A 25,800-nucleotide genomic window follows, 5' to 3' on the forward strand; every position below is an offset into this window, starting at 1 on the left:
CAGGATAGGGGCGTGGCCAAGGATCAGACGCCGAATCGGGACGGCGAGGAACGGACGCGGGTTTTCGACGCCCCGGAGGCGACGCGGCCGTTGATCCCGCAGCCCCCGCCGCTGCCGCCGAAGCGCCCTCGGGGCGCCGCGGCGCCGGGGGACGCCGGGCTCGCCGACACGCTGCCGACCGGCGGTCCCTCGGCATCCTCGGCCCTGTCAGCGTCCGCGGCCTCCGCGGCGCCGCACGGCGGACCGGCCGGCCACCGCGATCCGGTCCCGACCCGCACCATGGCCGCCCAGCAGCCCGGCGAGGTGCCGGTAGCGACCATCGACCTGGCCGCGACCCTGCCGGAGCTGGCCGAGGTCGCCCCCGACCTGTCGGCGGCCGACCTGGAGATGCTCACCCCGGTGGGCCCGGCGCGGCCGGAGTCCGACGCGGCCCGCATCCTGCGCCGGGTCGGCGAGGGCACCGAGGCGACCGGCCGCGCGATGGGCCGGGTCGGCGGCTTCGTCGGCCACCGCATCCGCCGGTACACCGAGGCCGGCGGCGCCCGGGAGTCCGGGCTGTCCCGCCTGATCGAGCTGCACGCCGTGAACACCGCCGGCGACCTGCTGATCACCCTGGCGCTGGCGCAGTCGGTGTTCTTCGGGGTCCAGCCGGGGCAGGCGCGCGGCAAGGTGGCGCTGTACCTGGTGATCACGATGGTGCCGTTCGTGCTGCTGGCGCCGGTGATCGGCCCGCTGCTGGACCGCTTCGGGCACGGCCGGCGGCTGGCGATGGCGGTGACCATGGCCGCGCGCCTGGTGCTGGCGCTGATCATGGCGCGCACCGTGAGCGGGGACGCCAACCTGGCGCTGTACCCGGCCGCGTTCGGCTGCCTGGCGGCGTCCAAGGCCTACGGCGTGACCCGCAGCGCGGTGATCCCGCGGCTGGTCCCGCGCGGCAGCACGCTGATCAAGGCGAACTCGCGCACCTCGATGGCCAGCATCATCGCCACCTTCGTCTTCGCCCCGATCGGCGGCCTGCTGGTGAAGACGGGCGCGGCCTACTGCCTGATCGGCGCGGCGGCGGTCTTCGCGCTCGGCGCCTTCCTGGCGATCCGGCTGCCGGCCCACGTGGACTCCGCCGAGGGCGAGCAGAAGGCACAGCTGAAGAAGAAGGACCGGAACATGGATCCCCGCCTGGAGGAGACCATGCCGAACCTGCGGCTGCGCTCGGTGGGCCCGGCGGTCATGCTGGCCGTGCGCGCCAACGCCGCCTTCCGCTGCTTCTCCGGGTTCCTGACCATCTTCATGGCGTTCCTGGTCCGCTACCACCCGCTGGCCGGCTACAAGGACCTGGTCGCGATCGGCCTGATCGCCGGCGCCGCGGCCGTCGGCAACCTGGTGGGCACCTCGCTGGGCTCGATGCTGAAGGCGCGGGCCCCGGAGGGCGTGATCTCCGCGATGCTGGCGCTGACCACCGGCGCGGTCCTGGCGTGCGCGTTCTATTACAACCTGATCACGGTACTCACCGTAGCGGCCGTCGCGGCCATGAGCGCTGCGCTGGCCAAACTGTCCCTGGACGCCCTTTTGCAGCGCGACACCCTCGAACGTGTGCGCACGTCGGCCTTCGCCCGGTCTGAGACACTGTTGCAGCTGGCCTGGGTGGTCGGCGGAGGCCTGGGGATCGCCATGTCGTTCCCGGGCAACGGCAACGGGACCTTCGCGTTCGTCGTCGCGGCCGTGGCTTTGCTGGCGGTCTGCGTGGTGACCTTGAAGGCTCTGTCGGACTTGCGTTTCGTGGCGCCCAACCCCGCGCAGAGTCTCGGAGTCTAAAGACTCGGCGGACATGTGGGGACGGAGCCCGGATGCCGGGTACGTTTCCGGCATGGCCGGACACGGACACGCATGCAATCCACGGGACGACGGGGAGTGACCGAATGTACGAGTTCTTGCTGGCGACGGCCGTCGGGGCCGAGCGCGACGCGCTCCAAAGGCACGCCGACGGCCTGACGGTGATAGTCACCGGCGCGGGCCCCGCGGCCGCGGGCACCGGCGCGGCCTGGGTCCTGGCCTCCGAGCCCTACAAACTGGCCGTCTCAGTCGGCATCGGCGGCGGCTTCGCCCCGCGCGCCCCGATCGGCTCGGTCGTGGTCTCCACCCGGGTGGTCGCCGCCGATCTGGGCGCGGACTCCCCCGAGGGCTTCCTGCCGATCGAGGAGCTGGGCTTCGCCCCGCACGTGGAGCAGCCGGACGAGGCCTGGGCCGCGCTGATCGGCTCGGCGCTCAGCGGCGCCGGCCTGCACGTGGTCAACGGCGCCGTGCTGACCGTGGCCACGGTGACCGGCACCGCCGAGCGCACCGAGGAACTGCTGGCCCGGCACCCGGACGCGGCCGCCGAGGGCATGGAGGGCTTCGGCGTGGCCAGCGCCGCGACGATGGCCGAGCTGCCCTTCGTGGAGATCCGCGCGATCTCCAACGTGGTCGGGCCGCGGGACCGGGAATCGTGGCGGATCGGTGAAGCCATGGACGTCCTGGCGACCGTCGGGCAGACCCTGGCCGCCCTCCAGGCGCCGGGCGTCGCATAATCGGCGATATGTCTGACGCTCCAGTGACCGTCCTGCCCGAGAAGCTGTCCATCGCCTACTCGCCGTGCCCCAACGACACGTTCGTCTTCCACGCACTGACCCACGGCCTGGTGCCCGGGGCGCCGGCGTTCGACGTGACCTTCGCGGACATCGACGTCACGAACTACTGGGTGCAGAAGGACGACGCGCCCGACGTCCTGAAGATCTCCTTCCCGGCCCTGCCACTGGTCCGGGACCGCTACGAGCTGCTGCACTGCGGCGGCGCGCTGGGCCGCGGCTGCGGCCCGCTGGTGCTGTCCCAGGGCGCGGTGTCGGCCCAGGACCTGGCCGGCGGCACGGTCGCGGTGCCGAGCCTGCTGTCCACCGCCTACCGGCTGTTCGAGCTGTGGGCGGAGAAGAACGTGCCGGGCGGCGTGGACATCAAGGTCCTGCCGTTCCACGAGATCATGCCCGCCGTCGCGGCCGGCGAGGCGGTCGCCGGCCTGGTGATCCACGAGGCCCGCTTCACCTACCAGAACTTCGGCCTGACCTGCCACGCCGACCTCGGCGAATGGTGGGAGGCCGAGACCGGCCTGCCGATCCCGCTGGGCGCGATCGTGGCCCGCCGGGATCTCGGGGCCGAGGCGCTGGCCGAGCTGAGCGGGCTCATCCGGGCCTCGGTGGACGCGGCCTGGGCCGACCCGAAGGCCTCGCACGAGTACGTGATGGAGCACGCGCAGGAGATGGACCCGGAGGTCGCGCGGCAGCACATCGGGCTGTACGTGAACGACTTCACCCGGGATCTGGGCCCGGACGGGCTCGCGGCGGTCGAGGCGCTGCTCGCGAAGTAGCCGCTCGCAGCGCGGCCCCGACAGGATCGGCGTCGGGGCCGCGGCTTTCCGCACGGCTCAGTAGGAACGCCCGAATAACACGCGCTTGCCGTACGCCGACGGCGCATTACAGCGCACGCAGGTCCCGGACTCGGCCGGCGCCTCCAGCGGGATGCAGCGCGGCGTGGCGGCGGTCTCGGACTTGATGTCCTCCTCGCACTCCGGACGCCCGCAGTGCAGGGCCCGGGCCCAGCCGGTGGCGACGGCCGCGGTGAAGCCGTCCCAGTCGTCCACGGTGACCGTGTGCGACTCGCGGAAGTCCGTCGCGCGCTCCAGCAGGAACTCCTGGAAGTCGTCGAGCAGGTCCAGCAGGACCTCCGGGGCGGTGTCGAGCGAGATCGCGGTCTTGCCCTCATCGCCCAGCCGCTTGGCCAGCAGCGCGGTCCCGGCCGCCAGGTCGCGCGGGCCGATCTCCAGCCGCATCGGGACGCCGCGCATCTCCCAGTCGTTGAACTTGAAGCCCGGGGACACCTGGGGCCGGTCGTCGACGTGGACCCGGATCCCGGCGGTCTTCAGCCGCACGGCCAGCTCGCGTACCGCCTCCAGCACCGTCTCCGCCTGGTCGCCGCGCGCGATCGGGACGATCACCACCTGGTACGGGGCCAGCTTCGGCGGCAGCACCAGACCCTTGTCGTCGCCGTGGGTCATGATCACGCCGCCGACCATTCGCGTGGACATGCCCCAGGAGGTGGTGTGGCACAGCTCCAGCCGGCCGGCGTCGTCGGCGAACTGGATGCCGAAGGCCTTGGCGAAGTTCGTGCCCAGATAGTGCGTGGTGCCGCTCTGCAGGGCCTTGCCGTCACGCATCATGCCCTCGACGGTGAAGGTCTTCACGGCGCCGGCGAACCGCTCGCCGGGCGTCTTCTCCCCCGGGACGACCGGGATCGCGGCCACGTCGCGCGCGACCCGCTCGTAGACGTCGAGCATCTGCAGTGTCTCGGCCATGGCCTCGGCCTCGTCGGCGTGCGCGGTGTGGCCCTCCTGCCACAGGAACTCGGTGGTGCGCAGGAACAGGCGGGGGCGCAGCTCCCAGCGGACGACGTTCGCCCACTGGTTCAGCAGCAGCGGCAGGTCCCGGTAGGACGAGATCCACTTGGCCATCATCTCGCCGATGACCGTCTCCGAGGTGGGCCGCAGGATCAGCGGCTCCTCCAGCTCCTTGCCGCCGGCGTGGGTGACGACGGCCAGCTCCGGGGAGAAGCCCTCGACGTGCTCGGCCTCCCGCTTGAGGTAGGACTCCGGGATCAGCATCGGGAAGTAGGCGTTCTCGTGCCCGGTGTCCTTGATGCGGCCGTCGAGGTCGGCTTGGAGCAGCTCCCAGATGCGGTACCCATACGGTCGGATCACCATGGTGCCGCGCGCCGGGCCGCGCTCGACCAGCTGCGCCTTGGTGACCACTTCGTTGTACCAGGAGGAGAAGTCCTCGCTCTGCGGGGTGACCCCGCGCTCGTCACGTGCCATGACGGAACGCTACCGAGGCGGTACCGAATCGAGCGATGAATTTCGCGGCGGCGCGTCGTCTGAACCACCGACAGACGCCGATGACAGCGAGGAGAACGCCATGACCGCCACCTACACGTTCGACGTCTTCTCCAGCCTCGACGGCTTCGGCGCCGCCGGCGGCGACTGGACCGGCTACTGGGGCAAGCAGGGCCCGGAACTGCTGGAGCACCGGCTGGGTCTGTACACCGGGGAGCAGCGGATGGTCTTCGGAGCCGCCACGTACCGGCTGTTCACGCAGATGCTCGCGGCGAGTACCGAGGACTCCGATGTCCGCGATCCCTGGGTGACCCGGATGGTGGAGCTGCCGGCGACGGTCGTGTCGAGCACCCTGACCGGGCCCCTGGACTGGCCGGACGCGACGCTCGAGAACGGCGACGCCGTCGAGGTCGTCGCCCGGCTCAAGAAGGAGTCCGACGTGCCGCTGCGCTCGCACGGCAGCCTGTCGATGAACCGGGCGCTGATGGCCGCCGGGCTGGTCGACCGGGTCCAGGTGTCGGTCTTCCCGGTGATCACCGGCCGGACCGGGCTGGAACCGGTCTTCGGCGGCGCGGCCGACTTCGACCTGGAGCTGCTCGAGCACCGCACGCTCGACGGCCGCGTCCAGGAGCTCGTCTACCGGCCCACGCTGCACGGCTGACTATCCGGTCCGGCTAGCCCCCGGCCGCCAGCTCCTGCGCCAGCCCGACCACCGCCGCCGACCCCGGCAGTGCCTGCCGCTGCACCGCGTACGGATGGAAAGAGGTCGCCCGCCGCGCCCGGGAGGTCGCGACCACCACCGGCGCGCCGCTGCCGTCCTCGTTCTCGCCCATCGGGGCGTAGCCGTTGGTCCGCAGCCCCTCGAGCAGCTCCTCCGGCGGCAGCTCGGAGACCGCGACGCCGGGCGCGATCCGGCGCAGGCCCAGGCCGCCGATGCGCCGGTCGGCCAGCATCTCGGTCAGCGCGGCGTCGTTGTCGGCGCGGACGTAGGAGACCGCCGAGCCGACGCGGACCCGGCCGTGGCGGCGCGCGACGTCGTCGACCAGATAGCTCAGGGCCTGCGGGATCTCGTGCAGCGAGTGCTCGGCCAGGAAGGCGTGCAGATCGGCGGCGCCGCGCCCGGCGTCGAAGGCGCGGCGGACCGAGGCGGTGGTGAACCGGTAGACGGTCGCGGCGCCGGAGGACTCGATGTCGGCGATCAGCGCCATCTCCCGGGCCACCTCGGGGGCCAGCGGGCCGGGGGCGATCGCGGTCAGGTCGCCCTGGATCAGCACATGCCGCACCGGTTCGGGCAGCGCCCGGCCCAGCGCCGCGGCCAGCGCCTCGCGCGGCCGGCCCAGCAGCAGGGCCCGGCCGTGGGCGGCCAGGATCCCGGCGCCGCCGCGCACCGGGGCGACCAGGCCGAGCCAGACCGCCTCGCGCAGCGTCCAGTCCACCAGCTGCCGCATCGCCGGGCCGCTGCGCCGCGGGCGCTCCCAGAACAGCCGGTCCACCAGGGCCGGCAGCGGGGTGGTGGCGCCGGGCGGCAGCCGGTCGAGCTCGCCGAGCAGGTCCCGGCGCAGTTCGGTCACGGCCCAGGACGCGACCTCCGCCGACAGCGGGGCCACCTGCCGGTTCCGCTCGTCCGGCGACCCGACCCGGCCCGCGGCCCGGTCCGAGACCAGCCACGCCGCCGCCAACTCGGCCCAGCGGCGCTCCGGCGGCAGGTCCAGCCAGCGGTCGTAGGCCGGGGTCGGCAGCCAGAAGCCGGAGGCCAGGTCGGCGGCCACGAGGCCGGCGGCGTAGGCCAGCTCGGCCAGGAAGGCGGCCTCCTCCTCGGGCGCGTCCAGCAGCGCCGCGGTGCGCCGCAGATCCCTGATGCCGGCGCCGCCGGAGCGCAGGACGCCGGGCGGGCCGGAGGCCCAGGCGTCGAGCAGTTCCTCGACGCGCCGGGGCACGGCGATCGCCGCGGCGCCGGCGGCGGCGTCGGCGGTGCGGGCGTCGTGCTGGACCACGGGGACCGGCGGCGGATCGGAGGCCAGGTCGCGGTGCAGGCCGGTGCCGAAGACGTGGCGCCGCAGGAAGAAGGCGATCTCGCGGGGCAGCACGACGGTGTCGTCGGTCCAGCGGCCGAGGATGCCGCGGGCCAGGAGCCATTCCAGAGGGGATCCGCCGGCGTCGGGGGCCGCGTCGGGGGCCGGTGCCACTGCCTCGTCCTCGGCGGAGGGCTGGTTGATCCGGCCGAACGGCGGCCCCCACACCAGTTTCTCCAGCACGGCTTCCACTCCGGACGGCGCGGAGTCCAGCACCGCACGCATCCTCGGCGGATCGGCGGCCAGCGCGGAGATCGAGCCGACCGCGCTCACCGGATCCGGCGTCGCGGGCAGGCCGAGGCGGTGCAGGAATCCCTGCATCCCGGCCGGGGAGGAGTTGTTCAGCGCCGACGCCAGCGGCGGACCGAGGCCGACGGGGTTCTCCCCCAACGCCTCGCGCGCATTGACGAGCGGCCGCAGGGCTTCGTCCGGTCCCCACAGCAGCGCCGCGTCGCGCAGGTCCGCGATGGCGTCGGCGACCTCGTCCAGCACCGACAGCCCGAGCAACTCGGTGGTCGAGGCCGCGGTCACCGGCTCCGGGGACACCGCGAGCGCTTGGAGCACTTGCAAGGTGAATGCATCAAGTCGGTCCATCGCCAGCGCCACGGACGCGCGCTGCGAGGCCCGCTCGGCCAGGGCCGCGATCGACGCCGGCGGCGGCACCGCCAGATCCGGGCGCGCCGCCAGCAGATTCGCCAGCCGCTCCACCGGCCAGGACCGCAGTTCGTCCGCGAGCGAACGCCTGCGCGGGGCCGACGTCGCGGCCGCCGCCGGACCCGAGGTGTCCGAACCCTGAGACGCCCCGCCGGCCGCCGGACCCCGATTGGCGCGCGTCACCGCCCGTGCACCTGCGGTGCCGGGTCGCGCAGAATGGCCGGGGTGTTCGATGGGCATCACAGACAACGGTAGTCGAGTCCCGACGATCACAGCGCCCGCATACGATACGGATGCGGGTGCCACAGGCGGCACGCACGCCGCTTTGGGCTCAACGGAAACAGGGGGAACGCAGGGGTGACGGCCGAGACCGACCAGGAGATGTTCCGGTACCTGGCCGAGCTGTCCACGCTGGCGGAGGGCCGTATGTCGCCCACGTCGCGCAACCAGCTCGTGTCCCGCACCCGTACGGAGATCGAGTCCCGGGTCACGGCCCGCAAGGCGACGCGCGCGGCCGACGTGCGCCAGATCCTGCTCGGCATGGGCCGCCCCGAGGCTCTGGTGATGGCCGAGGCGAACAAGGACCCGCTGTACGCGGCCCGCGAGCGGCAGCGCCGGGGCGTGAGCGGCGGCGGCAACGCGTACGGCGCGGCCTCCGTCTTCTCCCCCGAGGTCGACCCGGCCGTCGCCCGGCTGGTCACCCCGGAGTCGCTGACCAACCCGCCGCCCGGCGGCTTCGGCGCCTCGGACTCCGAGGGCGACGTGCTGCCGGGGCCGGAGATCCCGGCCGAGCCGGACCCGTTCGGCGCCGGCAGCGCCGACTGGTACTACAGCGGCGAGCCGGAGGAAGGCGGCGGAGAGGGTGGCGGCGGCGCCGGGCCGCAGATCCCGATCGAGAGCGGGAGCAGCTTCACCCCGGCCCCGGGACCGGCCCCGGCACCCCCGCCACCGCCGATGACCGCCGGGCCGATGGTGCGGCGCACCGCGAACGGCCACGCACAGGCGCTCGCCGCGGTGACGGTCCTGTGCGTCGGCGCGATCGTCAACGCGGTGGCCATGTCGCCGTACACGATCGCCATCGTCGTGGTCGGCTATCTGCTCGCGATGACGTCGTACTCGTACACGCCCGGCGAGAAGCGGTTCGCGCTCATCGGCGTGCCGCTCACCGCGTTCGTGTTCTACGCCTTCGGGCTGTTCCTGGCGCGCGGCCGGTCCACCGGCCACGACACGCCGTTGAACTCCAGCCAGACCTGGCAGGCAGCCAAGGACGGCTTCACCGCGGTGCCGACGATGCTGGGCCTGCTCGGCGCGCTGTATCTGCTCTGGCGCCTGTTCAAGGCGGTGGCTAAGTCCGGCTGACCCCGGCCCGGCCCCGGAAGTGCGCGGCGGACACCTCGCCGCGCAGCGCGCCGAGGGCGACCTCGGCGGCGGACAGGCGGTCCAGACGGCCGTGGTACGTGCCGTCGGGCAGGCACACCATGTTCGCCGCGAACTGGTCGCCGCCCACGTGCGTGGTCTCCCAGACCGGCAGCCCGCGCGCGGCCAGTTCCCGGGCGACCGGGGCGCCGTAGCGGGCGCAGCAGACGTCGCGCTTGCCGTGCGTGCACACCAGCAGGATCCGCTCGCGCAGCAGCGCGCCGAACCCGGGCGGACCGCCGTCGGCCAGCGCCTTCAGATCGAGCTTCGCGATGTCGTCGAGGTCCCCGGTGACCCGCCGTTCCAGCCAGCGCGCGCCGAGCGGTCCGCCGGCGACGAAGACCGCCCGGTCCCCGGTCACGGCGCGCCCGTCACGGTCCGGTCTCCGGATCAGCTGCGGACGTACGGCGTAGGCCGGCGCGGCGGTCAGCACCTCGGCCACCCCGGCGGGCAGGTCCGGCGGCCACCCGAAGGCCGGCCACGGCCCGGGGTGCTCCACCGCGAGCCACGCTTTGGCCCGCGGCGGCGCGGTGTCCCCCATCGGCCGGCGCAGGGCCCGGCACAGGGCGGCGCAGCCACCGAGAGCGGATTCGCAGACGGACACGGGCGGGTCTTTCGAGGCGGTGCGGTCACGCCCCGGCCCGATCGGGGAGAGTGGAACCTTGGGGTGATCGGGCCGGGAGTGTCGGGGGGCGGTCACGGCGGGAACGGGTGAGTCGGCGGGGTCGGATCAGATCAGGTCGGATCAGGTCGGATCAGGTGACCCGGATCGGGTCGGGTAGCTCAGATCAGGCAACTCAGGGTAGCCTCACCTTACCCCGCGCACCCGCAGTCCTACCCTTCCGGCCTTGAACGCTCGCCCGAACCGGTGACCGCCGGCCGCCGGCCGGCTTGTCCGGTTCCCCGGCTGCCCGCGCCCGCCGGGCGAAAACGTGGCCGGCGATACGCTGATCGCATGATCGGCACTCCTTTGACCGTGGGCTTCGACCTTGACATGACCCTGATCGACTCGCGGCCGGGCGTGCACGCCACGATGACCGAGCTGTCCCGGCGCACCGGCGTGGCCATCGACGCCGACGCCGTGGTCACCCGCCTCGGGCCGCCGCTGGAGGAGGAGCTGGCGTACTGGTTCCCGCAGGAGCGCATCGCCGCCGCCGGGGACGAGTACCGGGCGCTGTACCCGGAGTTCGCGATCGCGCCGACGCCGGCGCTGCCCGGCGCCGCCGAGGCGTTCGCGACGATCCGCGAGCGCGGCGGGCGGGTCATGGTCGTCACCGCCAAGTACGGCCCCAACGCCGCGCTGCACCTGGAGCACCTCGGGCTGGTCCCGGACGTCCTCGTGGGCTGGCACTGGGGCCCGAAGAAGGGCGAGGCGCTGCGCGAGCACGGCGCCGGGGTCTACGTCGGCGACCACATCGGCGACATCCTCGGCGCGCGGGCGGCCGGCGCGGTGGCCGTCTCGGTCGCCACCGGGCCGGTCAGCGCCGCCGACCTGGCCGCCGCCGGGGCCGACGCGGTGCTGGCCGACCTGCGTGGTTTCCCCGCTTGGCTCGACGGGTATCTGGCCGCCTGATCGGCCCAGTGTCCGTGCCCGGCAGCACCGTCCCGAACTGCCCCGGACGCCCCGGTCAGGCCCTGGGATAACCCTGCCCAAGGCGGGCGTTTCCTGGTTACGCTTACCCCGCAAGAGTGAATCACCGACGACAGCAGACGCGAGGGTCCCACCGTGCCTACCGGCAAGATCAAGTGGTACGACACCGAAAAGGGTTTCGGCTTCATCACCCGCGACGACGGGCCCGACGTGTTCATGCACTCCTCCGCTCTGCCCGCGGGCGCGGCGGAGCTCAAGAGCGGCCAGCGGGTCGAGTTCGGGGTGGCCGCCGGCAAGCGCGGCGACACCGCGATAGGCGTGCGGCTGCTGGAGACCCGGCCGAGCGTGGAGGCCGCGGTCGCGGCCCGCGACCGCAAGCCGGCCGAGGAGATGGTGGTCATCGTCGAGGACGTGATGAAGCTGCTCGACGGCATGTCCGAGACCTTCCGCCGGGGCAAGTACCCGGACAAGGCCACCTCACGCAAGCTCGCCGGGGTGCTGCGCGCGGTCGCCGACCAGCTGGAGAGCTGAGCGGGCCACCACGAGCGGGCCACTCACAAGTGCGGGCCACCACATCGTGAACGGCTATGCCGCCGCCCCGCGCGCATCTCGCATAATCGCAGCATGAGCGCTGATCGGAACATAGACCGGGTAACCGGCACAGCAGCCGTCCACGCGGGGCGAACCGTCACGAACCCGACGCCGCCGATCGACCTGTCGGCGACCTACCACCTGCCCGGCGTCGACGCCGGCGGCGAGAGCTACGCCGCGCTCGTCGCCGGGGCCCCGCCCACCGTCGAGGGCGGCCTGGTCTACCAGCGGATGTGGAACCCCACGACCGCCGGGTTCGAGCGCGCGCTGGCCGAGCTGGAGGGCCTGCCCGAGGCGGTGTCCTTCGCCACCGGGATGGCCGCGATCACCGCCTGCCTGCTGGCCGCGACGGCCACCGCGGCCGCCGAGGGCAAGCGGCACATCGTGGCGCTGCGGCCGATCTACGGCGGCACCGACGGCCTGCTCACCAAGGGCACGCTGGGCACCGAGGTCACCTGGGTGGACGGCCCGGCGGACATCGCCCCGGCGCTGGCCGCCCGCCCGGACACCGCGCTGGTGGTGGTCGAGACCCCGGCCAACCCGACCGCGCGGCTGCTGGACCTCGACGCGGTCGCCGCGGCCTGCGGCGAGGTGCCGTACCTGGTGGACTCCACGTTCGCGACCCCGGTCCTGCAGCAGCCGGCCCGGCACGGCGCGACGCTGGTCGTGCACAGCGCCACCAAGTACCTCGGCGGGCACTCCGACGTCCTCGGCGGCGTGGTCGCGACCACCCCGGAGTGGGCCGCGCGGCTGCGGGACATCCGCATCCAGACCGGCGGCCTGCTGCACCCCCTGGCCGGCTACCTGCTGCACCGGGGCCTGCAGACGCTGCCGCTGCGCGTGAAGCGCTCCTCGGAGACGGCCGGGACGGTCGCCGCCTGGCTGGCCTCGCACCCGGCCGTGGAGCGCGTCCACTACCCCGGCCTGCCCGGCGGCGACCCGGACGGCCTGATCGGCCCGGACAAGCAGATGCTGCTGCCCGGCGCGATGATGTCGTTCGAGATGCGCGGCGGCTACGACGCGGCGGCCGCGGTCGCCGAGAACGTGCGGCTGATCCTGCACGCGGCCTCGCTCGGCGGCGCCGAGTCGCTGATCACCCACCCCGCGTCTCTGAGCCACCGCAACGTCGCCCCCGACGCCCGGCCGGACGCCGGCCTGCTGCGGTTCTCGGTGGGGCTGGAGGACGCCGATGATCTCATCGAAGACCTCGAAGCCGCGTTCGCGAAGATCTAGTTCCTTCCGTCACCCGTTTCCCCCGCCCCACATGCACCACTGCGGCCCCGGGGCGATAAAGGCTCCATGGACCCACTGGAGCTCACGCGCCTGGACCTGCTCTGGGCTCTGATCCGGGTCCTGCTCGGCGGGACGTTCCTGCGCAGGGCCTGGATCCACAGCCTGTCCTCGTGGTCGGACTGGCTGCTGGTGCTCGCCCTGACCGGGGCCGGGGTGGGGCTGGTCTTCGGGATCGTGATGCGGTTCGCGGCGGTCGGCGCGGCCGTGCTGCTGATGGCCGTGCACGGCCATCCGACCGTGGACCACCGTCTGGTCTTCGCGCTCGTCGTCCTGGGCATCGGCTTCACCACCCTGGGATGGCGGTACGGCCTGGGCCGGTGGTGGTCCGGCACCCCGCTCGTGCAGCGGCATCCGTGGCTGGCGTGAACGGATGTGGAAACAAAGTCCTTCCAGGTGATAGGTCTTCGTGCGTGTTCGACAGCAAGCTCTTTCTCGAGGCGTACATCACGCTGTTCGTCATCATGGACCCGCCGGGGACCCTGCCGATCTTCCTGGCGCTGACCAACGGCCGCAGCAAGGCCGAGCGCACGAAGGCCGCGTGGCAGGCGGCGCTGGTGGCGTTCTGCGTCATCTGCGTGTTCGCGCTGTTCGGCCAGCAGATCCTGGACTACCTCGGCGTGACGCTGCCGGCGCTGCAGGGCTCCGGCGGGCTGCTGCTCCTGCTGATCGCGCTGGAGCTGCTGACCGGCCGCAGCGAGGAGCCCTCGCACTCCAACGAGGCGGTCAACGTCGCGCTGGTGCCGCTGGGCACCCCGCTGCTGGCCGGCCCCGGCGCGATCGTGGCGGTGATGGTGTTCGCCAAGCGCACCGACCACCACTGGTCCGGCATCCTCGCCGTCGGCGTGGCGATCGTGGCGATCCACATCACGCTGTGGCTCACGATGCGCTTCTCCGTTCAGGTGATCCGGGTCATCAAGGACTCCGGCGTGACCCTGGTGACGCGCATCGCCGGTCTGCTGCTGTCCGCGATCGCGGTGCAGATGGTGGCCGATTCGGTGCGGGCGTTCATCAAGGCCGGATGACTTCAGGGCCGGATGACCGGGCCCCGGTGACCTAGGATTTTTGCGTGACCTTCGGACAGCAGTTCCTCGACCAGATCGAAGCCTCGGCGCAGGACTTCACGTTCCCGTTCCTGGACCACGGCTTCTACTCCGCGATCGACGTCCGCCTGCACGTCTACCGCGACGACAAGCACTGGGCCGTGGTCTTCGAGACGGTCGGCTTCAACCCGAAGGCGCGCAGCGTCACCGACGCCCTGACCGGCTACGGCATCCGCGCCGGCAGCCAGCTGAACCGCGTGGAGAACATCGCGGACCTGATCGACGACGACGAGAACTACGTCGGCGGCGTCCCGATCCGGGTCCGCGGCGAGGACCTGGCGGTCGACGCGCCGCCCGGAGAGTACTTCGCCGAAGCGGTCCGCGAACTCGTCCCCGAACACCGCGACCTCCTGCTGGCCGACGAGAGCGAACTGCGCGCGCTGGTCCCGCCGGACCTGCCGGAGATTCTGCGCCTGGAGGCCTGGCACCACCCCGACGTGCTGGTCGAGCGGCCGAGCCGGGAGGAGGTGTTCCAGCTCCTGGCGAAGGTGCTGGACACCGGGAACCCCCATGAGTACCGGCCGACGCAGGCGCCGAACACGCATTGGTCCAGCTGGCCGGAGTCGGGGAACGCTTAGGCGCTGACAGGTTCGGCGGATTCGGCCGGCTCGGCAGCCTTACCGGGCCTGCCGGGCTTGCCGGGCCTGCCGGAATCGGCGACCGCCCGGCCCGAGCCCGCTCCCGCCTCCGAACCCTGCCGTGCCGCGGCCGCGGCCAGCGCCGCCTGCATCCCCTTCGCCCCGGGCAGGAAGGCCGCCGTCACCAACGTCACCGCCGTGCACGCCAGCGCCCACCAGAACGTGGCGCCGTAAGCGGAAGCGACGCCCGCCGGCGTCGGCGCCCCGCCGGCCAGCCCCCGCACCAGGATCACGGCCAGCACCGCGGTCCCGATCGAGCCGCCGACCCGGTTCAGGATGTTGAAGGTCGTCGTGGCCTGCGGGATCGACTCCTGCCGCAGGGTGCTGTAGCCGGCGGCGATCAGCGGGGCCATCACCAGGCCGAGTCCCAGTCCGCGCAGCAGCAGCGGCGCGGCCAGGGCGGCCGCCGAGGTGTGCGCGCCGACCAGGGCGAAGGGCAGGGTCGCGGCCGTCGCCACGGCGGTGCCGGTCATCACCAGGACGCGTGGTCCGGTGCGGTTGGTCAGCCGGCCGGCGGCGAAGGTCGAGATCGCCGTCCCGAGTCCCTGCGGCGCCAGCACCAGGCCGGCGCGCAGCGGTGAGAAGCCGTGCGCCTGCTGGAAGTACAGCGGGAGCAGGAACATCGCGCCGAACAGTGTCGCGCCCATCAGGGCCGCGTTGAGCATCGCGACCGCGAACGCCCTGTCGCGGAACAGACGCAGGTCGACCAGCGGCTTGATCCTGGTGCGCAGGCTGTAGACCACGAACGCCGTCACCAGCGCCAGCCCGCCGAGCACCGGGCCCCACGCGGCCGGCGAGGCGAAGCCGCCGTGGTCGCCGGCCGCCGAGCAGCCGTAGACCAGTGCCGCCAGTCCCGGGGAGATCAGGGCGAAGCCGCGGACGTCGAACCGCGCGGCGGCAGCCGGTCCGCCGGCCGATCCGGCAGCCGGGGCCGAGGCCGGGACCCAGAGCCGCACCAGCACGATCGCGAGCAGACCGATCGGCACGTTGATGAAGAAGATCCACCGCCACCCCCACTCGGCCAGCAGCAGCCCGCCGACCGCCGGTCCCAGCACCGGGAGCAGCGCCAGCGGCACCGACATCACCGCCATCACCCGGGCCATGTGCCGCGGGCCGACGTTGCGGCCCAGCAGCGCCTGCCCGACCGGCTGGATCAGGCCGCCGCCGAGCGCCTGCAGCACCCGGAAGGCGATCAGGCTCGGGATCGACCACGCCGCGCCGCACAGCACCGAGCCGGCCAGGAAGGCGGTCACCCCGAGCAGCCACACCCGGCGCCCGCCGAAGCGCTCCATGCTCCAGCCGGCCAGCGGCACCACCACGGACATGGTGAGCAGGTAGGCCGTGGACACCCAGGCCACGGTGGACAGCGGCGAGCCGAACCGCTCCGCCAGGGTGCGGGTCGCGACGGCGATCACGGTCGCGTCGAGCATCGCCATGGCGGCACCCAGGACCAGGGCGATGCCGATCTTCAGGTACTCGCGGGGCAGCCGGTCGCCGGCTGGCTGAGCGTTCATGGTTCCTCCCCGGAACGACAGCGAGATGGACTGATGAGTCCAAAGAATTAGACTGACTAGTCCAAGAGATTAGACTGATGAGTCCAAGTCCGCAATCGGACCGCCCGGCGAGGAGAATGACCGCATGACCGCGACCGCCACGACCGCCACGTCCGCGACCGCCGACGAGCCCCAGGGCAACCCGAGGAAGCGCCGGGCGATCCTGGACGCCGCCGGCACGGTGTTCCTGCGCGAGGGCTTCGCCCGCGCCGGCATCGACGCGATCGCGGCCGAGGCGAAGGTCTCGAAGCAAACCGTCTACAACCACTTCGGCGACAAAGAGCGCCTGTTCATGGCGATGACCGACGACGTGCAGGACCGCACCGTCGCGGATGTCATGGCGCTGATGGACCGCGACTTCCCGGACGCCTCACAGCTCGCCGGCCCCGAGGACCTGCGCGCCGCCCTGCTCCAGCTGACCGGGGCCTGGGTCCGCGTCGTCCACACCGGGCCGCTGGTGGCCCTGCGCAAGCTGGTCGACTCCGAATCCGAGCACCATCCCGACCTCCAGCAGCGCTGGTTCACCAACGGCCCCGGCCGCACCATGCCACGCCTGAACAAGCTGCTGTCCGCCCTGGCCCGGGCCGGACTGCTCGACGTGCCCCCCGAGGTCCTGGCCGTCCCGGACCTGCTGGCGCACCAGCTGACCTCGACGGCCGGATCGGAGGTGCGCCGGATCCCGCCGGAGGCGGACTTCGAGGCGGAGTTCGAGCGACGGATCGCCCAGGGAGTGGACTTCTTCCTGCGGGCCTACGCGCCGCGCTGAGGCGAGCCGCGGTCACCGTCCGCGGCGGCGATTCCCCTTACGGATGCCGCCCGATCGGCACCGACACGTCCCCGCCGAGCGGACAGGTCCACAGCGGGGCCCGCTGCCCCCGGGTGGCCATCATCGGATGCGCGTGGCTCGGCAGGCACGGCGGCCACTCGATGACCCGCCCGCCGATCGAGAGATTGCCCTGCACCAGGCGCTGGGTCTGCGCGGCCAGGTAGAGCGTGCGCGAAGCCGTGTCCAGCACGGACGCGCCGAGAGTCAGCCGCCCCACCTTCACCCCGGAGACGATCAGCACGGCGGTGGCGCCGGCCGCCGGTTCGCCCGGGTTCGGGTCCTCCGCCAGCTGACAGTCCAGACCCGCGGCACGCAGGTCATGGGCCACCGGCTCGAAGGCCTCCAGCAGGGACACGTCCACCCTGCACAGCGTAAGCGCCGAACCAGCAAATGCACAGACCCTTTGCACGTGCAAAACAGACCCTTGCCTGCGCGGGCCGCCGCCCGGGCACGATACGCGGTCAGTGCACTGTTTCGGTGATGTCAGTGTCGGAATACTCCTGGGTGATCGCATCGTCACCGGACGTCTCCGGACCCGCGTTGTAGCGGATCAAAAGCTCGGCGAACCGAGCGATCTCGTCGTCGTCCCAGCCCGTCAGCCGCTCGGCGACGGCGGCGTACCGGCTCTCGGTCACCTGCGCCAGGATCCCGGCGCCGGCCGGCGTCAGATGCAGCATCTGCGCGCGGTGGTCGTCCGGCGCGGGCCGGCGCTCCAGGAACCCGAGGCGCTCCAGCGCCTGCACCTGGCGGCTGACCGTCGACTTGTCCAGGCCGTAGCGCACCGCCAGGTCCTTGGCCAGACAGCCGCCGGAGTCCTCGAGGTGCGCCAGCAGCGTGTACGACACCAGGGTCAGCTCCGGGTGCAGCCGCCCGGCGAAGGCTCGCGCGCGCCGCGCGAACACCGTCATCTCGCGCTGGATGGCGTCCACCGCCTCGCGGTGACGCGTCTCACTCCCGGTCACGGTCTCACTCCCTCCAGATAGTTGTATAGTACATCTATGGCTAGGTTGTAGTTAGCAACCATATTCGGAGGAAGAAGGCACCAGCCGATGAACCCGGCGACGCATCCGGCCCAGCAGCCCACGACGGCGGTCCCCTCGGTCCGCCACGTCCTCGTGCACCTGATCACCCCGCTCCTGATGTGCGTCGGGATGGGGCTGGCGTACATGAGCGCGTTCATGGTCCCCCACCCGCACCACGTGAAGGTGGCCGTGATCGGCCAGGGCCCGCAGGTGGCCGCGGTGGCGCAGGCGATCCAGAGCAAGGGCGGCGACGCGCTCCAGGTGTCGACGCTGCCGAGCACCGACGCCGCGGTGGCGCGGCTGCACAGCCGCGATCTGGTCGGCGCGTTCGTCCCGGACCCGGCCAAGCCCCAGCTGTACATAGCCGAGGGGAACAGCGACTCCTCGGCCACCGTCGCCACCAAGGTCTTCACCACGGTCGCCGCGGTCGAGGACAAGCCGCTGACGGTCACCGACGTCGCCCCGACCACCGCCGACGACCCGGCCGACTCAGGGCCCTTCTTCCTGATGATCGCCGTCAGCATCGGTTCCTACAGCGCCGTCGCCGCGATCGGCGCGGGCGCCGCCGGCTGGTCCCTGAAGCGCAAGACGATCCTGGCTCTGGGCACCGCGACCGCGGTCAGCGCGATCGGCGCGGCCCTGGCCGGCCCGGTGTTCCACCTCGCACACCACAGTCTGGCCGGGGTGTGGGGACTGGCCTGGCTGTACTCGGCCGCGATCCTGTTGATCGGCGTGGGCCTGCACCCGTTCCTGAAGCGGTGGACGACGCTGGTGATGATGGTCCTGTTCGTGATGCTGAACTTCACCAGTTCCGGCGGACTGTTCCAGCCCGAGCTGCAGAACGGCTTCTTCGGCGGCCTGCACGCGTTCTGGAACGGCGCGGGCCTCGTCGAGGGCGTGCGGAGCCTGCTGTACTTCGGCGGAAGCGGCGTCGCGCGGCACGCGTGGACATTGGTCGGCTGGGTCGGCGTCGGCGCGCTGGCGGTCGGCACGGCGGCGATCGCCGAACGCCGGAACCGGATGCCGGAGATCGAGACCGAAGCCGAAGCAGAAGCGGAGATGGAAGAACTCGTCGCAGTCTGAGCATCCCCACCGTTTCATTCCTGCTGACCGGCCTTTTTGGCCGGTCAGCTCTTCTCGTTTTATCGATGAACGATCCGTGAGATCTTGTCCGCATGGACGCGCCTGAGATCTCCATCATCCCGAAGCCCCTGCATATCCAGGCCGGCTCCGGCCAGCTCATGTTCGACGCCACGACCGTCGTGAACTTCTCCGACGGCCACGCCGAACTCGGCGCCGAGGGCTACCACCTCACCATCGACGACGACGGCATCACGTTCCTCACCGGCACCGAGGCGGGCCTGTTCTACGCCGAGCAGACCCTGAAGCAGCTGCTGCCGCCCGAGGGGCTGCGCACCGACGCCAGCCGGAAGTCCCTTCCGCTCCCGCACGTCACCATCACCGACGCCCCGCGCTTCCGCTGGCGCGGCGCGATGCTGGACGTGGCCCGCCACTTCCTGCCCAAGCGCGACGTCCTGCGCTTCCTGGACCTGATGGCGCTGCACAAGCTGAACGTCCTGCACTTCCACCTCACCGAGGACCAGGGCTGGCGCATCGAGATCAAGCAGTACCCGAAGCTCACCGAGGTCGGCGGCTGGCGCCGGGAGACCGTGGGCGACGGCCGGCCGCACGGCGGCTTCTACACCCAGGACGACATCCGCGAGATCGTCACCTACGCCGCCGAGCGGCACATCACGATCGTCCCCGAGATCGACATCCCGGGGCACTCCACGGCCGCCATCGCGGCCTATCCGGAGCTCGGCAACCAGGACGTCCCCAGCGCGCAGGAGCCGCGCGAGGTCTGGACGCAGTTCGGGATCGCCACCTCGGTGCTGAACCTGGAGGACTCGACCGTCGAGTTCTACAAGACCGTCATGGACGAGGTCTGCGACCTGTTCCCGGGCGAGTTCGTCTGCCTCGGCGGCGACGAGTGCCCGAAGGACGAGTGGAAGGCCAGCGCGCGGGCCCAGGCCCGCAAGGCCGAGCTGGGCCTGGCGACCGAGGAGGACCTGCAGGCCTGGTTCATGCACCAGCTCAGCGAGCACGTCGCGGCCAAGGGCCGCAAGCTGCTCGGCTGGGACGAGATCCTGGAGGGCGAGCTGTTCCCGGGCACCGTCGTGTCCTCCTGGCGCGGCACCGAGGGCGCGGTCGAGGCCGCCCGGCGCGGCCACGACACCCTGACCAGCCCCTACAACTGGGTCTACTTCGACTACCGGCAGTCCGACGCCGAGGGCGAGCCGGGCGCCCCGTGGGCCGCGCCGACGTCGCTGGAGCGCGCGTACAGCTTCGAGCCGGTGCCCGAGGACATGCCCGAGGAGCTCGCCGGGCACGTCATCGGCTCCGAGGCCACCCTGTGGAGCGAGTACATCCCGGACGCCCGGGTCCACGACTACCAGGCCTGGCCGCGCCTGGCGGCGTTCAGCGAGACGGTGTGGTCGACCGCCGGACGCGACTTCGCGGAGTTCCTGCCGCGCCTGGAGAAGCACCTGGAGCGCCTGGACGCGCTGGGGGTGGAGTACCGGCCCCTGGACGGCCCGCACCCGTGGCAGAAACAGCCGGCGCCGCGCTGGCGGGAGGACCCGAACGCGGAGTAGGCCGGCCGCGAGGTTACTCAGTCGCGAGGTTGCTTAGTTCGGTCAGCGAGCGAGCCGGCGCGGTCGGAATCCCGACCGCGCCGGTGCTGTTGTACGCAGTCCCCCACCAGTTCCCGCGCCTTGTGGTCATCCGACCCGCCGGAATGAGCGACACTAGAAGGATGCCCGTCGCCCGACCGAAGCGCCGCGCCCGGAGGTATGCGTGACCTGCCTGATCGTCCAGTCCGACAAGACCCTCCTGCTCGAGATCGACCATCCGCAGGCCGAGGAGTGCCGCCGCGACATCGCCCCCTTCGCCGAACTGGAGCGGTCCCCGGAGCACATCCACACCTACCGCGTCACCCCGCTGGCCTTGTGGAACGCCCGCGCCGCCGGCCACGACGCCGAGCAGGTCATCGACGCGCTGCTGCGCCACAGCCGCTACCCGGTACCGCACTCCCTGCTCGTCGACATCGCCGACACCATGGACCGCTACGGCCGCCTCCGGCTGCTCCAGCACCCGACACACGGCCTGGTCCTGGAGACCACCGACGTCCCGGTCCTGGAGGAAGTGGTCCGTCACAAGAAGGTGCAGCCGCTGATCGGCGAGCGCATCGACGAGCACACCATCAAGGTGCACCCCTCCGAGCGCGGAACCCTCAAGCAGGTCCTGCTGAAGGTCGGCTGGCCCGCCGAGGACCTGGCCGGCTACGTGGACGGCGAACACCACGACATCGCCCTGCGCGAGGACGGCTGGACCCTGCGCCCGTACCAGAAGGAGGCCGCCGAGGGCTTCCGCCACGGCGGCTCCGGCGTGGTCGTCCTCCCCTGCGGCGCGGGCAAGACCATCGTCGGCGCGGCGGCCATGGCCGGCGTCGAGGCGACGACCCTGATCCTGGTCACCAACACGGTCAGCGTGCACCAGTGGCGCAAGGAACTCCTCAAGCGCACCACCCTCACCGAGGACGAGATCGGCGAGTACTCGGGCGCCCGCAAGGAGATCCGCCCCGTCACCATCGCCACCTACCAGGTCCTCACCCGCAAGACGAAGGGCGTCTACGCCAACCTGGAACTGTTCGACGCCCGCGACTGGGGCCTGATCGTCTACGACGAGGTCCACCTCCTGCCGGCCCCGGTCTTCCGCTTCACCGCCGACATCCAGTCCCGCCGCCGCCTCGGCCTGACCGCCACCCTGGTCCGCGAAGACGGCCTGGAAGGCGAGGTCTTCTCCCTGATCGGCCCCAAGCGCTTCGACGCCCCCTGGAAGGACATCGAAGCCCAGGGCTACATCGCCCCGGCGGACTGCGTAGAGGTACGCGTCACCCTCACCGACAACGAACGCCTCCGCTACGCGAGCTCCGAACCGGAGGAGAAGTACCGCCTGGCCTCGACCACGGCGACCAAGTCCAAACTCGTCGAAGCCCTGGTGAAGAAGCACGCCGGCGAACCCACCCTGGTCATCGGCCAGTACCTGGAACAGCTGGACGACCTCGGCGAACGCCTGAACGCCCCGGTCCTGAAGGGCACCACCCCGGTCAAGGAACGCGAGCGCCTGTACGAAGGCTTCCGCACCGGCGAGATCCCCACCCTGGTGGTCTCCAAGGTCGCGAACTTCTCCGTCGACCTCCCCGAAGCCAGCGTCGCCATCCAGGTATCGGGCACCTTCGGCTCCCGCCAGGAAGAGGCCCAGCGCCTGGGCCGCGTGCTACGCCCGAAGGCCGACGGCCGAGGCGCCCGCTTCTACGCCGTGGTGTCCCGGGACACCGTGGACCAGGAGTACGCGGCGCACCGACAGCGCTTCCTGGCGGAGCAGGGCTACGCGTACCGGATCGCCGACGCGGACGACGTTTTCGCCGGCAAGGAGATCTAGTAGCGCCAGCGCACGGTGGTCGGCCGGCATGAGCCGACCACCGTGTGACACGTAACGTCAGTCCCCCACCAACTGCGCCGGCAACGCCGCGCAATGCACCACATGCAACCGCGAAACCGCACGCGTCAGCACCACATACAACCGCCGCAACCCCCGCGGCTCAGCAGCGACGATCTCAGCGGGCTCCAACACCAGAACCTGGTCGTACTCAAGACCCTTGGCCAACGTCGCGGGCACCACGACCAACCGCGGCCCAACAGTCTCCGCCAGCAGCGACTCGACCAGCTCCGCCTCAGTCTCGCTGGCCCCCTCGATCGCCGGAGCGGCAGGCTCCGCCCCAAGCACCGAGTGCTCCACACCAGCAGCGTCCAAAGCCGCCGCGACCTCCGCGACCCGGGCATCAGCCGTGATCAGACCGACCGACCCCTCCTGAAACTCCAAAGCAAGCTGCGCAGCAGTGACCATCGCACCGACAAGGTCCGCGTCACTCCCGACCGCATCAATCTCCAGCGCCCCACCCTGCTGCCGAACCGACGTCGGCGGCAACAGTCCCGGCGCGGCATCCGGCAGAAGCTTCGCCGCGAAATCAATGATCTGCCGCGGCACCCGGAACCCCAACGTCAGCTCCTCAACCACCGCCTCCGGCTTCCCCAAATGCTTCAGCGTCTCCGCCCAAGAAGGCGTCGCCCACGGCGTGGTCCCCTGCGCGATGTCCCCCAGCACCGTGACGCTGCCCGTCGAGCACCGCCGCCCCACCGCGCGATACTGCATCGCCGACAGATCCTGCGCCTCATCAAGAACCACATGCGCCAGCGACGGCAGCCGATCGAGCTGATCGTGCGCCTCATCGATGAGCACCGCGTCAGCACTGGACCATTTGGCTGTCCCCGCAGTCCGCGGCACCTTCGGACGCGTCGCGCTCCACAGGACCGCAGCCTGCTCCTCAGCCGTGAGGATCCCCTCGGCGGCAGCAGCCAGCACCTCCGGATCGGAGTAGAGCTCGAACACCACCTTCACCGGATCGATCGCCGGCCACAGCAGGTCCACGGCCTTGCGCACCTCGCTCGTCCGCGCGACAGCGTTCTGCGTGCGATCGTCCGTGGTCTCCCCGGCGGCCTCCATCCGGTACAGAACCGCGTGCGCGATGCGCGGCGCGAGCATCGCCCGCCCGGCCCCATAACGGACATCGCGCTCCTTGGTGGCCGCGATCAGCTCATCGATCTCATACGCCGGAACCCGCCACCGCCGCGAACCGCGCACGATCATGATCCCGTCCGGCAGCGCCTCCTGAGCCGTCCGCAGGCGCGACCAGATCGCCTTGTGTAAGACCTCAGCCATCCGCGCATCGCCCTTGACCACACCGGCCTCCGGCGGGTCGGTCGCAGTGATTTTCACGCGCGCCACCAGATCATCGACCGTGGTCTGCCCGACCTCGATCTCGCCAAGCGCCGGCAGGACCTGCTCGATGTACTTCAGGAACTCCTTGTTCGGCCCCACAACCAGAGACCCGCCTCGCCGCAGCCGATCCCGATGCGCATACAGCAGGAACGCGACACGGTGCAGACCGACCGCGGTCTTCCCAGTACCAGGCGCGCCCTGCACGCACACACTCACGTTCACATCCGCCCGGACGATCTCGTCCTGCTCCGGCTGGATCGTCGACACGATGTCGCGCATCGGCCCCGAGCGCGGGCGCTCGATCTCGTCGGTCAGGATCCGGCTCGCGCCCGGCTGGCCGGCCGGGGCGGCGGAGGCGGCGGGGTCGGACAGCGGCTCGTCTTCGTACCCTGTGATGGCCCCGAAGCCGAAGCCGAAGCGGCGGCGGCGGTCCAGCCCCATCGGCACCTTCGGCGTGGCCCGGTAGAAGGCGGTCGAGACCGGGGCGCGCCAGTCGATGACCATCGGCTCGCCGGTCGCGTCGTGCACGTGGCGGCGGCCGATGTAGTAGTGCTCGGTGCGGAACTCGCCGGCGTCGGGGGTGTCGCCGTAGTCGAGGCGGCCGAAGAAGAGCGGGACGTTCGGATCGTCCATCAGCGCCTTGGCCCGGGAGCGCAGGGCGGCCAGCAGGTTCTCGGTCGAGACGGCGTTGCCGCCCTGGGCTCGCAGGGTCAGTGCCTCGTCGCGCATCGCCTTGAGCGCCGAGCGGGAGTCCTCGAGGTGGGACTGCTCGGCGAGCACGACGGGATCGGCGGCGTCACTGGTTTCGGGCATGCCGGACTCCTGAAGAAGTAGAGGAAGGAACGCGCGCACGCCGGATCGGCGCGGGACGCGTTGGAGGTTCTTCAGGCAGAGGTCCGAGCGGTGCCGTAAGGGGCGGGACCGCCGTACGTGCCGGGCAAGGCGAAGTAGCCTAGCACATGGCCGGGGGATGAACGACCGTGCTGACGGCGCCCGGCTCCGGCCTCACCGGCCCCGGCTTCCCCGGCCTCACCGGTGCCGGACTCCCCGGCTCACCGGTCCCAGCGGTAGGCCCGTTCGACCTTCCCGACATGCACCGCGAGGTGCTGGTACCACGAAGCCCGGCCCTCGTTGCGGGTCTCGGTGTGGTCGGGGTGGACCCGCCACTGCTTGATGGACTCCTCGTCGGAGAAGTACGCGACGGTGATCCCGAAGCCGTTCGCGTCGCGCGTGGAGTCCGCGCCGAGGAAACCGGGCTGCTGCGTGACGAGCTCAGCCATGCGCGCGGCCGCCTCGGGGTAGCCGTTGTCGCCCTCGGTGCGCTGCGAGGCGAACACGACCATGTAGTACGGCGGCTCAGGTGTTTCCGCGGGACGCGTGGACATCGGGTCAGCCCTTCCGTCGAGACACAGCAGGACACAGCACAGGGCCGCCAGTCTGACAGAAACGATCTCTCTATGATCGGTCGGCGCCGATCACCCCGGCCCCTACTCCAGCAGCTTGCGCCACGCGGCGACCTTCTCCGCGTCAACCGGCGAGTCCCACGTCCCCGACGCGCGCACCGCGGTCCCCACGTGGAACGCGTCCAGCCCCGCAGCCCGCAGCGGCGCCAGCGCCTCCTGCGTCAGGCCGCCGCCGACCAGTACCCGCGGTCCGCCGGCCGCCCGCTCCCGCTCGGCCTCGGCCCGCAGCACCTCGATCCCGTCGCCGGCGGCTTTGAATCCGCCCGAGGTGAGCACGGTGTCCAGACCGGGCATCCGGCGCACGGAGTCATACACGGCCGCGCGGTCCGACGCGGCGTCGATCGCTTTGTGGAACGTCCACTTCGCACCGCCGAGGGCGTCAAGGACCGCGCGGACGGCCTCCCCGTCGACCGTGCCGTCGGTGTCCAGCCACCCGAGGACGAACTCGTCCGCGCCGGCCCGCCGCAGCGCCTCGGCCGCGTGCACGAGCTCTGCCACACCCTGCACCCCGCCGGCCGAGAAGCCGTCGCGACGCCGGATCATCACCCGCAGCGGGACGTCCACGGCCTCGCGGATCGCCTCGAAGGTCTCAAGGGACGGGTCGAAGCCGAAGTACTCCATCGCCGAGACGAGTTCCAGGCGGTCGGCCCCGCCGGCCACGGCGGCGCGGGCGTCGACGGCGTCGACGGCGATGACTTCGAGCAGGGGCGTCGGATCAGACATAGGTGGCAGCCTGCCATGGATCGGTGATCGGAGACGAGCACGGGGCGG

General features: G+C 71.8%; 24 protein-coding genes. 15 read left to right on the plus strand and 9 right to left on the minus strand.

All coding sequences use genetic code 11. The features are described from left to right. Positions 1–12 precede the first annotated feature (12 nt). From ABH926_RS02560 to ABH926_RS02570, 3 genes are all read left to right on the plus strand, one after another. Positions 13–1,809: an MFS transporter gene (locus ABH926_RS02560; RefSeq protein ID WP_370363594.1), complete on the plus strand. Its 1,797-nt coding sequence runs from the start codon at positions 13–15 to the stop codon at positions 1,807–1,809. A 104-nt stretch (positions 1,810–1,913) separates the two neighbouring features. Next, a complete protein-coding gene (locus tag ABH926_RS02565) occupies positions 1,914–2,561 on the plus strand; it encodes a futalosine hydrolase (RefSeq protein WP_370363595.1) in 648 nt (215 codons plus the stop codon). An 8-nt stretch (positions 2,562–2,569) separates the two neighbouring features. Then, entirely contained in the window at positions 2,570–3,391 is an 822-nt protein-coding gene (locus ABH926_RS02570; protein ID WP_370363596.1) for a 1,4-dihydroxy-6-naphthoate synthase, read from the plus strand. Positions 3,392–3,448: 57 nt separating this feature from the next. Here the strand turns inward: ABH926_RS02570 and proS are convergent, their stop codons facing one another. Further along, on the minus strand, positions 3,449–4,891 hold the full coding sequence (gene proS / locus ABH926_RS02575; RefSeq protein ID WP_370363597.1) for a proline--tRNA ligase: 1,443 nt from the start codon (positions 4,889–4,891) through the stop codon (positions 3,449–3,451). A 100-nt stretch (positions 4,892–4,991) separates the two neighbouring features. On the opposite strand from proS, the gene ABH926_RS02580 reads away from it, so the two are divergent. Further along, positions 4,992–5,570 (plus strand): dihydrofolate reductase family protein, encoded by a 579-nt coding sequence (locus ABH926_RS02580; RefSeq protein ID WP_370363598.1) that lies wholly within the window; start codon positions 4,992–4,994, stop codon positions 5,568–5,570. Positions 5,571–5,583: 13 nt separating this feature from the next. Here the strand turns inward: ABH926_RS02580 and ABH926_RS02585 are convergent, their stop codons facing one another. Further along, on the minus strand, positions 5,584–7,818 hold the full coding sequence (locus tag ABH926_RS02585; protein WP_370363599.1) for a helicase-associated domain-containing protein: 2,235 nt from the start codon (positions 7,816–7,818) through the stop codon (positions 5,584–5,586). Positions 7,819–7,992: 174 nt separating this feature from the next. Here ABH926_RS02585 and ABH926_RS02590 point away from each other — a divergent pair, with 174 nt between their 5' ends. Beyond that, complete coding sequence (locus ABH926_RS02590) at positions 7,993–8,994, plus strand: hypothetical protein (RefSeq protein WP_370363600.1); 1,002 nt, start codon at positions 7,993–7,995, stop codon at positions 8,992–8,994. On the opposite strand, the gene ABH926_RS02595 is transcribed toward ABH926_RS02590, so the two are convergent. Further along, positions 8,981–9,655, minus strand: a complete 675-nt coding sequence (locus ABH926_RS02595; RefSeq protein ID WP_370363601.1) for a sucrase ferredoxin — start codon at positions 9,653–9,655, stop codon at positions 8,981–8,983. The genes ABH926_RS02590 and ABH926_RS02595 overlap by 14 nt on opposite strands. A 351-nt stretch (positions 9,656–10,006) precedes the next feature. On the opposite strand from ABH926_RS02595, the gene ABH926_RS02600 reads away from it, so the two are divergent. From ABH926_RS02600 to ABH926_RS02625, 6 genes are all read left to right on the plus strand, one after another. Then, a complete protein-coding gene (locus tag ABH926_RS02600; protein WP_370363602.1) occupies positions 10,007–10,624 on the plus strand; it encodes an HAD family hydrolase in 618 nt (205 codons plus the stop codon). Positions 10,625–10,777: 153 nt separating this feature from the next. Next, positions 10,778–11,173: a cold-shock protein gene (locus ABH926_RS02605; protein ID WP_370363603.1), complete on the plus strand. Its 396-nt coding sequence runs from the start codon at positions 10,778–10,780 to the stop codon at positions 11,171–11,173. 93 nt (positions 11,174–11,266) lie between these two features. Continuing rightward, complete coding sequence (locus ABH926_RS02610; protein ID WP_370363604.1) at positions 11,267–12,466, plus strand: PLP-dependent aspartate aminotransferase family protein; 1,200 nt, start codon at positions 11,267–11,269, stop codon at positions 12,464–12,466. A gap of 66 nt (positions 12,467–12,532) precedes the next feature. After that, entirely contained in the window at positions 12,533–12,892 is a 360-nt protein-coding gene (locus ABH926_RS02615) for a hypothetical protein (RefSeq protein WP_370363605.1), read from the plus strand. 44 nt (positions 12,893–12,936) lie between these two features. Continuing rightward, entirely contained in the window at positions 12,937–13,548 is a 612-nt protein-coding gene (locus ABH926_RS02620) for a MarC family protein (protein ID WP_370363606.1), read from the plus strand. 44 nt (positions 13,549–13,592) lie between these two features. Then, entirely contained in the window at positions 13,593–14,204 is a 612-nt protein-coding gene (locus tag ABH926_RS02625) for a hypothetical protein (RefSeq protein WP_370363607.1), read from the plus strand. On the opposite strand, the gene ABH926_RS02630 is transcribed toward ABH926_RS02625, so the two are convergent. After that, positions 14,201–15,778, minus strand: a complete 1,578-nt coding sequence (locus ABH926_RS02630; protein ID WP_370363608.1) for an MDR family MFS transporter — start codon at positions 15,776–15,778, stop codon at positions 14,201–14,203. The genes ABH926_RS02625 and ABH926_RS02630 overlap by 4 nt on opposite strands. Positions 15,779–15,902: 124 nt before the next feature. On the opposite strand from ABH926_RS02630, the gene ABH926_RS02635 reads away from it, so the two are divergent. Next, the gene (locus ABH926_RS02635) at positions 15,903–16,583 is read left to right on the plus strand and encodes a TetR/AcrR family transcriptional regulator (RefSeq protein ID WP_370363609.1); all 681 of its coding nucleotides are present in this window, start codon (positions 15,903–15,905) and stop codon (positions 16,581–16,583) included. Between the two features lie 37 nt (positions 16,584–16,620). Here ABH926_RS02635 and ABH926_RS02640 read toward each other — a convergent pair whose 3' ends face one another. Further along, positions 16,621–17,004, minus strand: coding sequence for a hypothetical protein (locus ABH926_RS02640; RefSeq protein WP_370335327.1), 384 nt, complete (start codon positions 17,002–17,004; stop codon positions 16,621–16,623). Positions 17,005–17,104: 100 nt separating this feature from the next. Continuing rightward, on the minus strand, positions 17,105–17,551 hold the full coding sequence (locus tag ABH926_RS02645) for a MarR family winged helix-turn-helix transcriptional regulator (RefSeq protein WP_370363819.1): 447 nt from the start codon (positions 17,549–17,551) through the stop codon (positions 17,105–17,107). 141 nt (positions 17,552–17,692) lie between these two features. Between ABH926_RS02645 and ABH926_RS02650 the strand changes: the two genes are divergently transcribed. From ABH926_RS02650 to ABH926_RS02660, 3 genes are all read left to right on the plus strand, one after another. Further along, positions 17,693–18,748: a hypothetical protein gene (locus tag ABH926_RS02650; RefSeq protein WP_370363610.1), complete on the plus strand. Its 1,056-nt coding sequence runs from the start codon at positions 17,693–17,695 to the stop codon at positions 18,746–18,748. Positions 18,749–18,840: 92 nt separating this feature from the next. Continuing rightward, on the plus strand, positions 18,841–20,319 hold the full coding sequence (locus ABH926_RS02655; protein ID WP_370363611.1) for a beta-N-acetylhexosaminidase: 1,479 nt from the start codon (positions 18,841–18,843) through the stop codon (positions 20,317–20,319). A 202-nt stretch (positions 20,320–20,521) separates the two neighbouring features. After that, entirely contained in the window at positions 20,522–22,168 is a 1,647-nt protein-coding gene (locus ABH926_RS02660) for a DNA repair helicase XPB (protein WP_370363612.1), read from the plus strand. Between the two features lie 57 nt (positions 22,169–22,225). On the opposite strand, the gene ABH926_RS02665 is transcribed toward ABH926_RS02660, so the two are convergent. The 3 genes from ABH926_RS02665 to ABH926_RS02675 all read right to left on the minus strand — a co-directional run bounded on the left by ABH926_RS02665 (position 22,226) and on the right by ABH926_RS02675 (position 25,752). Beyond that, entirely contained in the window at positions 22,226–24,379 is a 2,154-nt protein-coding gene (locus tag ABH926_RS02665; RefSeq protein ID WP_370363613.1) for an AAA family ATPase, read from the minus strand. A 239-nt stretch (positions 24,380–24,618) separates the two neighbouring features. Further along, a complete protein-coding gene (locus ABH926_RS02670; protein ID WP_370363614.1) occupies positions 24,619–24,951 on the minus strand; it encodes an antibiotic biosynthesis monooxygenase in 333 nt (110 codons plus the stop codon). 102 nt (positions 24,952–25,053) lie between these two features. Further along, the gene (locus ABH926_RS02675) at positions 25,054–25,752 is read right to left on the minus strand and encodes a copper homeostasis protein CutC (RefSeq protein ID WP_370363616.1); all 699 of its coding nucleotides are present in this window, start codon (positions 25,750–25,752) and stop codon (positions 25,054–25,056) included. Positions 25,753–25,800: the final 48 nt, after the last annotated feature.

Source organism: Catenulispora sp. GP43, assembly GCF_041260665.1.
Taxonomy (GTDB): Bacteria; Actinomycetota; Actinomycetes; order Streptomycetales; family Catenulisporaceae; genus Catenulispora.

Coding starts and splice junctions, on each gene's coding strand:
- ABH926_RS02565 (WP_370363595.1), top strand. CDS start 1,914: ATGTACGAGTTCTTGCTGGCGACGGCCGTCGGGGCCGAGCGCGACGCG.
- ABH926_RS02570 (WP_370363596.1), top strand. CDS start 2,570: ATGTCTGACGCTCCAGTGACCGTCCTGCCCGAGAAGCTGTCCATCGCC.
- proS (WP_370363597.1), bottom strand. CDS start 4,891: ATGGCACGTGACGAGCGCGGGGTCACCCCGCAGAGCGAGGACTTCTCC.
- ABH926_RS02580 (WP_370363598.1), top strand. CDS start 4,992: ATGACCGCCACCTACACGTTCGACGTCTTCTCCAGCCTCGACGGCTTC.
- ABH926_RS02600 (WP_370363602.1), top strand. CDS start 10,007: ATGATCGGCACTCCTTTGACCGTGGGCTTCGACCTTGACATGACCCTG.
- ABH926_RS02610 (WP_370363604.1), top strand. CDS start 11,267: ATGAGCGCTGATCGGAACATAGACCGGGTAACCGGCACAGCAGCCGTC.
- ABH926_RS02615 (WP_370363605.1), top strand. CDS start 12,533: ATGGACCCACTGGAGCTCACGCGCCTGGACCTGCTCTGGGCTCTGATC.
- ABH926_RS02630 (WP_370363608.1), bottom strand. CDS start 15,778: ATGAACGCTCAGCCAGCCGGCGACCGGCTGCCCCGCGAGTACCTGAAG.
- ABH926_RS02635 (WP_370363609.1), top strand. CDS start 15,903: ATGACCGCGACCGCCACGACCGCCACGTCCGCGACCGCCGACGAGCCC.
- ABH926_RS02645 (WP_370363819.1), bottom strand. CDS start 17,551: ATGACGGTGTTCGCGCGGCGCGCGCGAGCCTTCGCCGGGCGGCTGCAC.
- ABH926_RS02650 (WP_370363610.1), top strand. CDS start 17,693: ATGAACCCGGCGACGCATCCGGCCCAGCAGCCCACGACGGCGGTCCCC.
- ABH926_RS02655 (WP_370363611.1), top strand. CDS start 18,841: ATGGACGCGCCTGAGATCTCCATCATCCCGAAGCCCCTGCATATCCAG.
- ABH926_RS02665 (WP_370363613.1), bottom strand. CDS start 24,379: ATGCCCGAAACCAGTGACGCCGCCGATCCCGTCGTGCTCGCCGAGCAG.
- ABH926_RS02670 (WP_370363614.1), bottom strand. CDS start 24,951: ATGTCCACGCGTCCCGCGGAAACACCTGAGCCGCCGTACTACATGGTC.
- ABH926_RS02675 (WP_370363616.1), bottom strand. CDS start 25,752: ATGTCTGATCCGACGCCCCTGCTCGAAGTCATCGCCGTCGACGCCGTC.